A 12943-nucleotide genomic window follows, 5' to 3' on the forward strand; every position below is an offset into this window, starting at 1 on the left:
CCATGTGCTAGCATCAAAGGTTCTTCATGCCTGCTGGAAAACTCCAAGTCGTGCCCCTGGGCGGTCTGGGCGAGTTCGGGATGAACTGCATGGCCGTGCGCTGGGACGACCACATCGTGGTCATCGACGCCGGCCTGATGTTCCCCGAGTCCGAACTGCTGGGCGTGGACATTGTGGTCCCCGACATCACCTACCTGGTCGAGAACCGGAGCAAGGTGCGCGCCATCCTGCTGACCCACGGTCACGAAGACCACATCGGCGCGCTGCCCTGGATCCTCAGCGAGCTCAACGTGCCGGTGTACGGCACCGAGTTCACCCTGGCCCTGGTGGAAGGCAAGCTCGAAGAGCACAACCTGCTGGATCGCGCCGTGCTCAATGAGATCGTGCCCGGCCAGCGCTTCCGCGTCGGGCCCTTCGAGATCAATCCCATCCAGGTGACGCACAGCCTGGTGGACTGCGTGGCGCTGGCCCTGCACACGCCGCTGGGAGTGATCCTGCATACCGGGGACTTCAAGGTGGACCCCACACCCACCGACAACCGGCTCTTCGACCTGCACACCTTCGCCGAGTACGGCAAAGAGCGCGTGCTGGCGTTGTTCCAGGATTCCACCAACGTGGAGCGTCCGGGCTATACGCCCAGCGAGCGCGCGGTGCGGCGCAAGTTCGAAGAGGTATTTGCCCGTACCCAGCGGCGGCTCTACATCTCCTGCTTCTCTTCCTCCATCCACCGCATCAAGCTGGCGGTGGACATGGCCGTCCATCACGGGCGCAAGGTGGCGCTGGTGGGGCGCTCCATGAACGAGTCCACGGAGATTGCACAGGACCTGGGCTACGTCGAGATCCCCAACGGGACGCTGATCCATCCCGGGGAGATCAAGAACCTGCCGCCGGAGAAGGTGTGCGTGCTGATCAGCGGGACGCAGGGTGAGCCCATGTCTGCGCTCTCGCGGGCCGCCGTGGACAACCACAAGCACGCCCACATCGAGAAGGGCGACACCGTGGTGCTCTCCTCGCGCATCATCCCCGGGAACGAGAAGGCCATCTACCGCATGATCGACCACCTCTTCCGACGCGAGGCGTACGTCATCTATGACGACGGCTCCTCGCCCCCGGTGCACGTGAGCGGGCACGCCAGCCAGGAGGAGCTCAAGCTCATCATCAACCTGGTGAGGCCGCGCTACTTCATCCCCATCCACGGGGAGTACCGGCAACTGAAGCGGCACGCGGAGCTGGCCGCCTCCATGCACGGCGCCGTCGGCCAGGTGATCATGCTGGAGAGTGGCGAGATCCTGGAGTTCGACGAGAAGGGCGCACGCAAAGCCGGCAAAGTCACCGTGGGACGGGTTTGCATCGATTCCGGCTCGCGCACCGACGTAGTCGAGGACCTGGTGATCAAGGACCGAATGCACTTGAGCGAGGACGGAATCGTGCTGCCCATCATCGCCATCAACAAACTGACGGGGCGGGTGGAGGCGGCGCCGGAGATTGTGATGCGCGGCTTCTCGGCGGGCGGCGGCGGCGAAGACGAATTCCTTGATCAGGCGCGCAACATCATCGTGAAGACGCTCGAGGGGTCCAGCGACGAGGAGAAGGGCGACTACGGCGTCATCAAGGAGAAAATCCGCCAGGATTTGAAGCGCTTCATCTCCAAGAACACCCAGCGTAGGCCGCTGATCATGCCGGTGATCCTGGAGATCTAGTGCGCTGCATCCCTTTCTCGAATGTCATCCTGAGCGAAGCGAAGGAACTACTCCGTTGCACTACATGAAGAAGTACTACGTCTACATCATGTCGAACAAAGCCCATCGGATGTACATCGGCGTGACCAGCACCCTCGAGGAGCGCGTATTCCAGCACAAGAACTAAGGTACTGGAGGGGTTTACATCTCGCTACAACTTTGACCGCTTTGAGTGGGGCCAGCCGTATAAGGCATCGGAGAAGATTCTTCGCCTACTGAAGTGGGCCCAGAATGACAGCCCTAAGGGATAGGCCGGGAAGAGGAAGAAAATCGTCACCCTGAACGACATCCAGCAGGCCCAAGAGCGCATCCGCGGCGTGGCCGTGCGGACGCCGCTCGTTCCCTTCCCGCGGCGGCTGGGCGCGCGCCAGCTTTACCTCAAGGCGGAGAGCTTTCAGCCCATCGGCGCCTTCAAAATCCGCGGCGCCTACAACAAGATCGCGTCGCTCAGCGAGGCGGAGCGCAAGCGGGGCGTCATCACCTATTCCAGCGGGAACCACGCGCAGGCGGTAGCCTACGCGGCGCGGGCCTTTGGCATTCCGGCGGTCATCGTCATGCCGGACAACGCGCCTCGCTCGAAGTTCGAGGGCACGCGGTCGCTGGGCGCGGAGGTAGTCACGGTGGGTCCGGCCAGCAGCGAGCGCCAGCGCAAGGCGGAAGAGCTGGCCGCCAAACACGGCTACGTCATGATCCCGCCCTACGACGACGCACAGATCGTCGCCGGACAGGCCACCTGTGGCCTGGAGATCGTCGAAGACCTTCCGGAAGTGGACCTGGTACTTGCGCCGGTGAGCGGCGGAGGCCTGTTGAGCGGCGTCGCCACGGCGGTAAAGCTGACGAAGCCCAGCGTGAAAATCGTCGGTGTGGAGCCGGAGCTGGCTGGAGACACGCAGGAGAGCTTTCGCGCCGGGAAGATCGTGGAGTGGCCGGCGGAAAAGACTTCGCGCACCATCTGCGACGGCCTGCGCACCCAGAGTGTGGGCGTGATCCCTTTTGCGCACATCCAGAAGTACGTGGAGAACATCGTAACCGTGAGCGAGGACGAGATCCGGCAGGCGATGCGGCGCCTGCTGCTGGAGGCGCATCTGGTGGCCGAACCCAGCGGGGCCGTGAGCGCGGCCGCGGTCTTCTTCCACGAGATGGAGTTGCCCGCGGGCGACTGCGTGGTGGCGGTGATCAGCGGCGGGAACGTGGAGGCGGAGTTGCTCAAAGAAGTGGTGAGTGGCTAGTGGCGAGAAAGCGATGAACAAGATGAAGGTGGGAAGCTTTGCGGTTTTGGCAGCGATTCTGGCAGCGGCCCAGCCGCTGCCGGCCTGGGCGGTGGAGCGAGCGCTCCCGGTGCGCGAGGCGGTGTTGTACGTCGCGCCGGACGTGACCTCGGCCAAGTTGGGCAACGTCACCCGAGGACGCGAGCTGGTGATCCTGGAGAAGAGTCCGGGATGGCTACACGTCCTGGCCAGCGTCACCCCGGAGCGCGACGTGAACGGCTGGGTGCTGAACAAGGGGATTGTGAGCACCTCCACGCCCGATGGTGACCGCATCCTGTTCGGAGAAGCGGCCGATTCGGAGGCCGAAGCCAGCCGCCGCCACGGGCGCCGTGACGCTGCCGACGATGCCCTGCGCCTTTACTCCCGCATGGCGGAGTATTTCCCCAGCTCGCTGCTGGCGGGCGAGGCCCTCTTCCGCGCCGCCGATATCAAGTGGCAGATCGACTACGAGGACGCGAGCACCCGTCCTTCCTCCAAGGAGCGCGACCCCGGCGACCGCCCGCAGATCGACGAAGAAGGCATGCGCGAGGTGCGCAAGAAGTTTTCCAACACCAAATGGGCTGACATGGCCGCTTTCCGCATGCTCGACAACAAGCTCTGCGGCGACTGGCTGGCGCAGTCCAAGTGCCCGGAGATGGAGAGCCAGCTCTACGAGAAGTACGTCAGCGAGCATCCTCAGTCGCCCAAGGCGGCGGAGGCGCTTTACCTGGCGGCGTGGCGGCAAGCGGCGCTGATCGCGATCTACAAGACCGAGAACAACGCCGGCCGCTCCGCCGGAGCGCGGGCCAAGGCCGTGGCCCTGGCGCAGCGCCTCGTCTCTCAGTATCCGCAGAGCGATTGGGCGCTGCGCGCGCAGCGCCTCGGATACCTGGTGGAACAGAACATCCCCACCTACGGGAGCGCGTTGGAGTAGTCGCCGATCGAAGATGAACGATTACCTGCTGGCAACCGTGCTGGGGATCATCGAAGGGCTGACCGAGTTCCTGCCCGTCAGCTCGACCGCGCACCTACGCATCGCCGAGGCGCTCCTGGGCGTGGACCTGCGCAACAGCTACTGGAAGATGTTCACCATCGTCATCCAGTTGGGCGCCATCCTCTGCCTGCCCGTTTATTTCCGCAAACGCATCGTGGAGTTTCTGGCGAGCTTTCCCAAGGGCCGGAAGGGCGACCGCACCTGGCTGACGCATCCGCTGTCGCTCACCCTGATTGCCTTCGTGGTGACGGCCGGGCCCTCGCTGGCCCTGGTCAAGATCATCGGCAAGCATCTGGAGAGCCTGGTGGTGATGGGAACCGCGCTGGTGGTGGGCGGCGTGATCATGTGGATCGTGGACGCCGCCTGCGGCGCACCGCGCCCCGGCCGCTCCTTCCGCACCCAGGACATGGAGGAGATGACCCTGCTACAGGCGGTGTGGATCGGGGCCTGCCAGATCCTCTCCGCCGTCTTCCCCGGAACCTCGCGCTCCATGGCCACCATCGCCGCCGGGCAGGTGGCGGGAATGACGCGGGCCTCGGCGCTGGAGTTCAGCTTCTTCCTCTCCATGCCCACCATGGCGGCGGCCACGGCGTATTACCTTTACAAATCCGTGGTACCCCATGAGGGGGTGAACCCGCTGGGGGTCACGCACATCGACGCCCACGGCTGGGTGCTGCTGGCGATCGGATTCGTGGTGAGCTTCCTGGTCGCCTACGCCTCCGTGGCCTGGTTCATGCGCTGGGTGCGGACTCGGGGCTTTGCCCCCTTCGCCGCCTACCGCATCGTTGCCGGCCTTGCGGTACTGGCCTGGGCCATGCACTGGCTGGGCTGACCGGGGAGCCCGAAGGGCACTCCGGGGGGTAGAGATTTTCGTTGCCCAGAGCCTCAAATCTGGGATAATCAGCTTGCTCTGGTGTACTTCGGGCACTTTCAGTGACCGGGGCTAAAGCCCCGTTTCTCTGCTCTGCGGAACGGCACGACTCAAGCCGTGCCCTCTCGATTTCGCGGATAGTGCCGATACGCCAAAATGAAGTTTGTCTCGCGCGCATTTACCCCCACATCCAACCGCCGGCTGAATGAGCTGGTGGGCTTCCTGCTGTTCGTCTCCGCCATCCTGCTGCTGCTGGCGCTGGCTTCTTATTCGCCGCTCGATCCCTCGCTGAACACCGCGGCCAGCTCGCCCGCCTCCAGTCCCGCGCGCAACTGGATCGGGGTGACGGGAGCGCTGGCGAGCGATCTGCTGCTGCAGGCCGCCGGGGTCGCCATCTTCCTGGCGCCGCTCATGATCTGGATGCTGGGGATGCGCTGGTTCCGCTCGCGTCCGGTGGAGGCGCCGCTGGCCAAAGCGCTGGGAGCGCTGGCGCTGATGGTTTTCCTGCCCGCGCTCTTGGCGCTGCTGCCCTGGCATCTACGCTGGCGGCACGCCGTCCCCATGGAAGGCCTGCTGGGACGCGTCGTGGGCGACGCGCTCATCCACTACTTCAACATCACCGGGGCCTACATCGTGTGCGCCGCGGTGATCGCCGTCAGTCTGTATCTCTCGACCGCCTTCTCCTTCGGCGTGCTGCGGCTGTGGCTGGAGACGCGCTTTGCCTTCGCCTTTGCCGCCTGGGACCGTTACCAGGACTGGCGCGCGGCTCGCGCCAAAGCCAAAGCCCAGCGCGAGCTGGAAAAACGCCGCGGCACCAAGCCCGTAGTGACCACGCAACTGGTGGAAGGCAAGCGCGTACTGGCGGCGCCCCGGGCGGGCATCGAGCGCGCGGCGGAGGAAGTGGCTGCACCCGCGCCGGCGGAGCGCACGCTCAGCCAGATGATGGTGTCCGCGCCCGAGGTGGGCGCCCGCGCTGACAGCGACGTCAAGCGCAAGACGGTGATGCCCAGGATCGCCGGCGGCTACAAGCTGCCCTCGACCTCGCTGCTGCACCGTCCCGACGAGCAGCGCACGGTGGACGAGGAGGAGCTGCGCATCCTCTCCCAGGTGCTGACCGAGAAGTGCGCCGAGTTCGAGGTCCTCGGGCAGGTGACGCACATCAATCCCGGCCCGGTGGTGACCACCTTCGAGCTCAAGCCCGAGGCGGGCATCAAGTACAGCCGCATCACCAATCTCTCGGACGACCTGTGCCTGGCCCTGCGAGCGGAGAGCATCCTCATCGAGCGCATGGCGGGCAAGTCCACGGTGGGCATCCAGGTGCCCAACCGCGAGCGCGAGACCATCTGGCTGCGCGAGGTGATCGAGGCGCAGGAGTTCATGTCGTCCAAGTCCAAGCTGACGCTGGCCATGGGCAAGGACATCAACGGGCGCATCGTGACCGCCGACCTGGCCACCATGCCCCACCTGCTGATCGCGGGCTCCACCGGTTCCGGGAAGAGCGTGACCATCAACGCCATGATCATGTCCATGCTCTACAAGGCCACGCCGGAGCAGGTGCGCCTGATCCTGGTGGACCCCAAGCGGCTGGAGCTGGGCATCTATGAAGGGCTGCCGCACCTGTACACGCCCATCATCACCGAGCCCAAGCTGGCAGCCTACGCGCTGCGCAACGCGGTGCGCGAGATGGAGCGCCGCCTGAAGTGCCTGGCGGAGAAGAGCGTGCGCAACATCGACCAGTACAACAAGCTGTTCGACGACGACCACACTCCCAGCCTGTTCGCGGCGAGCGAGACCGAGCACAAACCGCTGCCCTACATCGTCATCATCATCGACGAGCTGGCCGACCTGATCATGCTCGACCGGACGAACGTCGAGGAATCCATCACCCGGCTGGCGCAGATGGCGCGCGCCGTCGGCATCCACCTGGTGCTGGCCACGCAGCGGCCGTCGGTGGACGTGATCACCGGACTCATCAAGGCCAACTTCCCCGCGCGCGTCTCCTTCCGCGTGGCCACCAAGGTGGATTCGCGCACCATCCTGGACGCCAACGGCGCCGAGTCGCTACTGGGCCGCGGCGACATGCTTTACCTGCCCTCGGGCTCGGCGCGCGTCAACCGCGTCCACGCTCCCTACGTCACGGAGAAGGAGATCAGCGCGCTGGTGGAGTTCTGGCGCCAGCAGGCCCCGGCGCAGTACGACGACAAGTTCCTGCAGCCGCCCAAGGACGAGAACGGACGTCCAGAGGGCGGCAGCCTCGCCGATGGCGAAGAGGGCGAGCACGACGAGCTCTACGAAGACGCGGTGCGCCTGGTCATCGAGTTTGGCAAGGCCTCCACTTCCCTCTTGCAGCGCCGCCTGCGCATCGGCTATGGCCGCGCCGCTCACCTCATCGACCTGATGGAGCACGACGGCATCGTCGGGCGCCCCGACGGCCCCAAGCCCCGCGAACTCCTCAAGAAGCCCGACTGGATCACCGAAGTCGAAGAAACCCTGCGCTAGGGCGGCTTCAGCCCCGGGACCAGCGATTCCCCGGTGGGGAAGCGCGGCCCTTCGCGAGCGGTGGAAGAGCGGCCCTTTAGGGCCGCGTCTCGGCGCCCCCAGAGAGCGGCTCTAGCCACGGCGAGCGGAGTGCGATAGACCCAGCCCGCCTCGCGGGCGCCATTTGAGTTAGCCCAGGCCGTAAGGCCTCGGGTAGGCAAGACTAAAGACTCCCTCCGCGCTGCCAGAGCTCGCCCTGCCTTAGCCGAGCGAAGCTCTCCCTGAGCGTAGTCGAAGGGGCAGTCAACCTCCTCCGCGCCATCGCCGGCCACCACGTCGCCGAGCGTCGCGCCGCCCTCCTGCTCTACGGCCTTCAGATCGCCGTTTCCAATGTCGCCAATGTCCGCCTCCAGCTCTACAGCACGGACCCCTTTGCCCTCACCGACTCCGAGCCCATCCCCGACCTCAACCCTCTCGCCCGCCCCTCTGCCTGGCTCGGCGAAATCCCCGCCCAGGAGGAACAGGCCGCTTCGGCCGCCTTGTGAGCCAAACCCGAGGTCCCTCCCTTCGGCTGCGCTCAGGGCAGGCTTTTCGCGCTCCTTCCCCTGCCTAGGGCGGGCTCGGTCGCGCTCCCTCGGGATGACAAGACTTGAAGGGAAGGTAAGGAGAAAGCAAGAAGGAAAGAATGGAAAAGCGAGCAGCCAGCAGCTATCTGGCTCTTAGCTCTTCAGCCCGCGCAGGGCGACGCCCGCCAGGCCGGCCACCGCGAGGATCATCGCGGTCCACAGCACGGCGGGATGCTGGTCCGTCCAGGGACGCTCGTCGGGGCGCCCGGTGTAGGCGAAGTTGTGGGTGCCGGGGTCGAGTTCTGCGCGCACCGCATCTTCCGGCTCCTGGAGGAGCTTGGCGTAGTCGTAGAGGGGCGCGGCCAGGTGGTCGTCGCCGTAGTAGAGGCGCAGGGTTGAATTGCCGCGCGGATCGAAGTAGACGCGGCGCTCCATGGAAAACACCTGCACGCCCAGGATGTGCAAGGGCGGGTCGTCGCCGTTCGCCACCGTGAGCTTGTAGCGGGGAGAATGGATGCCGCCGAGAGAGAGCGCCAGATCTTCCGAATCCACGGTGCGGCCGAAGCGCGTCATGCGGATGCGGTGGATCTCGCCGCGGCCCACCATGTCGTTGTGGGCGAGCACTTGAACGTCGCGCCGGAAGTTCACGTCGGCCGGGTCCACCAGCAGCACGACGCGGTCCACAGGCACGTCGGCGAGGGCGTCCCAGGTAAGCAGGGTGCTCTTCCCTACTTGCTCGATCTTCAGATTCACGTCGAGCGGCGTCCACTGCGCTTTTTGCTCTTCGATGTCGGCGACGGTTGCGCCCAGGACCTCATCCGGCGTCACCGCGCCCTCGATGTGGATGTGCAGGTAGCGGAAGCGGGAGCGCGGCAGCTTCAGGGTGGAGTTCGAGCCGAGAAACTCGCGCGCGAAATTGTAGAGCGTGTAGGTGCCGAGCCGCGTGACCGGCGGTTTGGCGAGGTCGTCGCGCCCCTCGACCGTGGCGTGAGCGATGAAGTCCCGCGTGCCCAGGCTCAGCCGCACCTGGTCGTACTCGGCGACGGCGGAGACGTCGAGCACGAAGTCCGTCGCGCCCCGGACCGTGCCCAGTTGCAGCACTTTGACCTCGGTCTTATGCGTGCTGGAGCTGCCTTCTTTGACCACCATCGCATATGGAATCTCGGCCCCCGAGGCGGTCACCAGGCGCAGGTCGCCCAGGCTGGTGCTGCCCTTGTCCCACAACTCCGGGTCCACCACCGGGTAGTTCTGGCGGTCGGGATGAGTGATGCGCACCTCGCGCACGTTGGAGAAGTACGCCGGATTCAGGTCGGAAGCTGTGGCGGCGGTGGAAAGAAACGCAAGCAGAAGCGCGAGCCGTGACTTCCTCATACCGGCTCCTTTCCCTTGCTGCCGGAGAGCTTCAGCCAGTCCTTCTGATAGACGAACGAGACCCCCAGCAGCAGCACACCCAGGATGATGAAGCTCAGGATGCGGTAGCCCTTCTCCAGCTCCGAGACATCGTAGACGAAGACCTTGACTACAGTCATCGCGATGAGGATGAGCGCCTGCCAGCGCAGGAAGGCGGAGCGCTTCCGGAAGCCCACCAGCAGCAGCCCGGCGCCGTAGACCATCCACAGAGCGGAGTAGGTGAAGTCACGCGCCAGGCGCAGGTTGTGGATCTCTACCCAGAGGCCGCTGGTCATCTTCTGCGAGAAGAAGTCGGAAATCTCGGCGGTCAGCGCGACCAGGGCCAGCAGGTTGATAGCGACCACGGGAATCGCCGACCACAGGCGGTTGGCGCCGCGCTTTTGCGCGTGCCACACCAACCCGGCGAGCACCGCGATGGCCACGCCGTAGGTGGCCATGCGGGCATTGAAGAAGAGCAGGACCGTATAGAAGTTGTCGAAGAACAGCAGCCTGATCACGCCCAGTCCCAGGGCGGCGATGGCGAGGTCGCGGAGGAAGTCGGTTTCCGTTCGGTCGGCGATCCACAGCAGCACGCCTGCTTCGATGAACCATCCGATGGTGACCCAGTGCGTCTCCATGCGCATCGGGATGGCGACGGCGAGGAAGCCGGTGGCCAAAGCGACATGCAACAGCGGCAGGATGTGGGGACGCGGCTTCTCCGGCGTGCCCGCCTTGTAGAGCCCCTTCAGGCGCTGGAAGAGCACCAGATACACCACCGCCAGGCCCACCGAAATCCAGGCGATGGCGTGGCGGTTCACCCCTTCGAGCATGTCCCAGATCTGGAGGAAGTAGGCGGCCGCGTTGGCCAGCGCCAAGATCACCAGGACAGGAAGGAATTCGGCCGCGGGCTTGGAGGTATCGGCGATGGCGCGCGGCGCCCGCGTCAGCGGCACCATGGCGAACAGCACGAAAAACACGGTGGCGAAGGCGAAGGTAAGCCGCAACTGGTCGTCCTGGTGGTAAAAGGTGCCGTACCAGCCGACGTAGAGGATCAGCGTGCCGACGAAACTCCCGATCAGCAGCCGCCGCCAGGGCTTCACCGCGGTCAGCACCAGCGCACCCAGGTCCAGCACCGCCACGTATGCGAAGAGCTCCAGCTCGCGGTTCTGGCCGGTGGAAAGCAGCAGCGGAGTGGTAAAGCCGCCGGCGATGGCGTACGCAGCGAGGAGCTCAGCGTCCTGCCGCAAGGCCAGCGTGGCCGTGGCCGCGGTCACCATGGCCATGGCGAAGAAGGCGGCGCCACCAGGAATCAGGTGATAGGTCTGAAATGCCGCCCACAAAGAGAGGTAAAGGGCGCTGATGCCCACAGCCTTCAGCGAAAAGGAAAAGATGCGATAGCCCCGCTTGCGAAAGACCTCGCTCCAAACAATGACGCCGATTCCGATCAAGAGCCAAAGCGAAATGCGTCCCGCCGCGCCGAGCTTGTCGTTTTCGACTTCCCACTTGAGGAAGTAGAAGCCGCCGAAAAACATAGCGGCGATGCCGATACGGTTCAGCCAGTGGGCGCCGATGCGGGATTCCAGGTTTTCCTTGGGCGCGGCAGCCACAGGAGCAAGCGCCGGAGTTGCGCGTGCTACGGCCGCCTGCGGCACGGCAAACGCAGGAACAGGCGCGGCGGGAGGCGCAGCGATGCTGGGCGCCGGCGCGGCCAGCACCGGCTTCAGCGGCTCCAGCCCGGCCTGCTGCTCCAGGCGATAGACGCGCTGGGTCAGCGCCGCCAGCCGCTGTTTGAGCTCCTCCAACTCATTGTGCTCCGGACTCATGGGCCGTTACGTTACTGCATCCTCCGGTCCGTGCCAACCGGATTCTGCCCGCGCTGGTCAGAAAGCCATCCTCGGTCGGGTTCAAGAAGAGGTGGTGCGCGCTTTTGCCAAAGCCTTCGATCTCGGGCATGCTGGGCGCGCGGAGGACCTCAGTCACACGACCACGCGATTCCGGCCCTCGCGCTTGGCCGTGTACAGAGCCTTGTCGGCGGCCTTGACCACTTCTTCCGGGCTGTTGGTCCGCGGCATGGCTTCGGCGACGCCGATGCTGACGGTGACCGCCGTCTCCACCGGCGAGCCCGGCCGCACGCGCCGCGACGAGGTCCGCCGCCCTGCCCGCTGGCGCTGGCTGCGCTCCGGTCCGCTCACCACGAACACGTCCTGCTCGATGGCGCGGCGTACCTCCTCCACCGAAGCCGCTGCCTGCTTCAAGGCAACGCCGGGAAAAAAGACGGCGAACTCTTCCCCGCCGCAACGGTAGGCGGTGCCTCCGCCGCCCACGCCAGCCAGGTTGGTGGCCACCATGCGCAGTACCTGGTCCCCAGCGTCGTGCCCGAAGCTATCGTTGAAGTTCTTGAAATGGTCCACGTCCACCACGGCGACGGAATAGCGCGTTCCTGCCTTGGCCAGCGCCTGATTGAAGGCCCGGCGGCCGGGCAGGCGCGTCAGCTCGTCGTGATAGGCGATCCAATGAGAATGCTCAGTCGCCGAGATGCTCACAATTAGCGCGGCCAGCGCAGTGCAGCCCTGGATCGCCGTCAGGTGCGACTGGCCCTGGCTCAGGACCACCAGCACCCACACCAGCCCGGCGCCCACCGGGTCAGGGGAATAAACGAACCGGCCCAGATGAACCAGCAACACCGCGAGGAACACCGCCTCGATCAGCCCGATGTGGCCGAGGGCGCCGAGCGAGAACGCCTTGGCGCCGAGTGGCTGGATCAGGTTGGGCGCCCAATACGCCGCGCCAATGAAGATCGCCCACTGCGCTGCGAGCACGCCCGTCCACCACATCACCACTTCCCAATCGAAAAAGGCGTTTTCCAGCAGCAGAAGCAATCCGAGGTCGCAGGCCAGAAGAGCGGCGGCGCAGCGGTCGAAAGAGGGCTCATGGGGTCCAAATCGGAGGAAGACGAAGCCGCCGACCAGCGCCAGGATGGCGAGGAAGGCGCGCAACGAGCCGACGCGCGCGGCCAGAAACCCGGCCAAGGCCAGCAAACACGCGGCGAACAGGGTGAAGCTCTGCTCGTATCTCTGGCCGTAGGTCAGAACGAGCCACAGCCCCAAAACGGCCAGGATGCCGTTGGGGAACAGGAGTCTCTGCGCGGCGGCCCTTAAGTGAAATCGCACTTATAGGGAGCATATGACATGCTACGGGCCAGCGTAATAACCGGGCGGATTCGCCGCGAAAGCGGGCGAAAGATGGTGGCCAGGGACGGAATCGAACCGCCGACGCCAGCCTTTTCAGTCCTCGTACAACCTGAATCTGCAACTACTTACACGTCGCGGGAGACTGCCTAAGTACCTCCAAGGACGTGAAGACGGAGCAATCGCGGGCTGGGAATGCGGGCTCGCGTGGGCAGTCGTGAGAACGCCACCGCCGAGGGCAGCGACCTTTACATTCTCAGCTTCCGTCTTGCAAACGCCTGCGATACCCGCCGCATCTGTGCGGAAAACAAATGGTTCCGGCGCACTCAACGGCACTGTGGTATCTGAAGACCCTTTATCCGTGGGTTCGATTCTAGATCATGGCCAGTATTCGACGTGCCATTGCCTCCCAATGTGCTACGGCGCTCCCAGGGCTGCCTTGATCTGTTGGGCTGCAGCAATCAGTTGATT

At 65.1% G+C, this 12943-nt stretch carries 9 protein-coding genes; 6 read left to right on the forward strand and 3 right to left on the reverse strand.

Annotated elements, in window-relative coordinates:
* The first annotated feature begins 26 nt into the window (after positions 1 to 26).
* The 6 genes from VGQ94_03690 to VGQ94_03715 all read left to right on the forward strand — a co-directional run bounded on the left by VGQ94_03690 (position 27) and on the right by VGQ94_03715 (position 7350).
* Complete coding sequence (locus tag VGQ94_03690) at positions 27 to 1700, forward strand: ribonuclease J (GenBank protein HEV2021610.1); 1674 nt, start codon at positions 27 to 29, stop codon at positions 1698 to 1700.
* A gap of 64 nt (positions 1701 to 1764) precedes the next feature.
* The gene (locus tag VGQ94_03695; GenBank protein ID HEV2021611.1) at positions 1765 to 1866 is read left to right on the forward strand and encodes a GIY-YIG nuclease family protein; all 102 of its coding nucleotides are present in this window, start codon (positions 1765 to 1767) and stop codon (positions 1864 to 1866) included.
* 190 nt (positions 1867 to 2056) lie between these two features.
* A complete protein-coding gene (locus VGQ94_03700; GenBank protein ID HEV2021612.1) occupies positions 2057 to 2968 on the forward strand; it encodes a threonine/serine dehydratase in 912 nt (303 codons plus the stop codon).
* A 13-nt stretch (positions 2969 to 2981) separates the two neighbouring features.
* Positions 2982 to 3920 carry an outer membrane protein assembly factor BamD gene (gene bamD, locus VGQ94_03705; GenBank protein ID HEV2021613.1) on the forward strand — a complete coding sequence of 313 codons (939 nt, stop codon included), beginning with the start codon at positions 2982 to 2984 and terminating at the stop codon, positions 3918 to 3920.
* Between the two features lie 13 nt (positions 3921 to 3933).
* Positions 3934 to 4812, forward strand: a complete 879-nt coding sequence (locus VGQ94_03710; protein HEV2021614.1) for an undecaprenyl-diphosphate phosphatase — start codon at positions 3934 to 3936, stop codon at positions 4810 to 4812.
* A 195-nt stretch (positions 4813 to 5007) separates the two neighbouring features.
* Entirely contained in the window at positions 5008 to 7350 is a 2343-nt protein-coding gene (locus tag VGQ94_03715; protein ID HEV2021615.1) for a DNA translocase FtsK, read from the forward strand.
* A gap of 698 nt (positions 7351 to 8048) precedes the next feature.
* On the opposite strand, the gene VGQ94_03720 is transcribed toward VGQ94_03715, so the two are convergent.
* The 3 genes from VGQ94_03720 to VGQ94_03730 form a co-directional block, all read right to left on the reverse strand.
* Complete coding sequence (locus tag VGQ94_03720; protein ID HEV2021616.1) at positions 8049 to 9266, reverse strand: DUF3999 family protein; 1218 nt, start codon at positions 9264 to 9266, stop codon at positions 8049 to 8051.
* The gene (locus tag VGQ94_03725) at positions 9263 to 11107 is read right to left on the reverse strand and encodes a DUF2339 domain-containing protein (GenBank protein ID HEV2021617.1); all 1845 of its coding nucleotides are present in this window, start codon (positions 11105 to 11107) and stop codon (positions 9263 to 9265) included. The genes VGQ94_03720 and VGQ94_03725 overlap by 4 nt, the downstream gene beginning before the upstream one ends.
* A 153-nt stretch (positions 11108 to 11260) precedes the next feature.
* Positions 11261 to 12454: a GGDEF domain-containing protein gene (locus tag VGQ94_03730; protein HEV2021618.1), complete on the reverse strand. Its 1194-nt coding sequence runs from the start codon at positions 12452 to 12454 to the stop codon at positions 11261 to 11263.
* Positions 12455 to 12943 lie beyond the last annotated feature (489 nt).

This window comes from Terriglobales bacterium (genome assembly GCA_035937135.1).
Classification (GTDB): Bacteria; Acidobacteriota; Terriglobia; order Terriglobales; family Acidobacteriaceae; genus DASYVL01.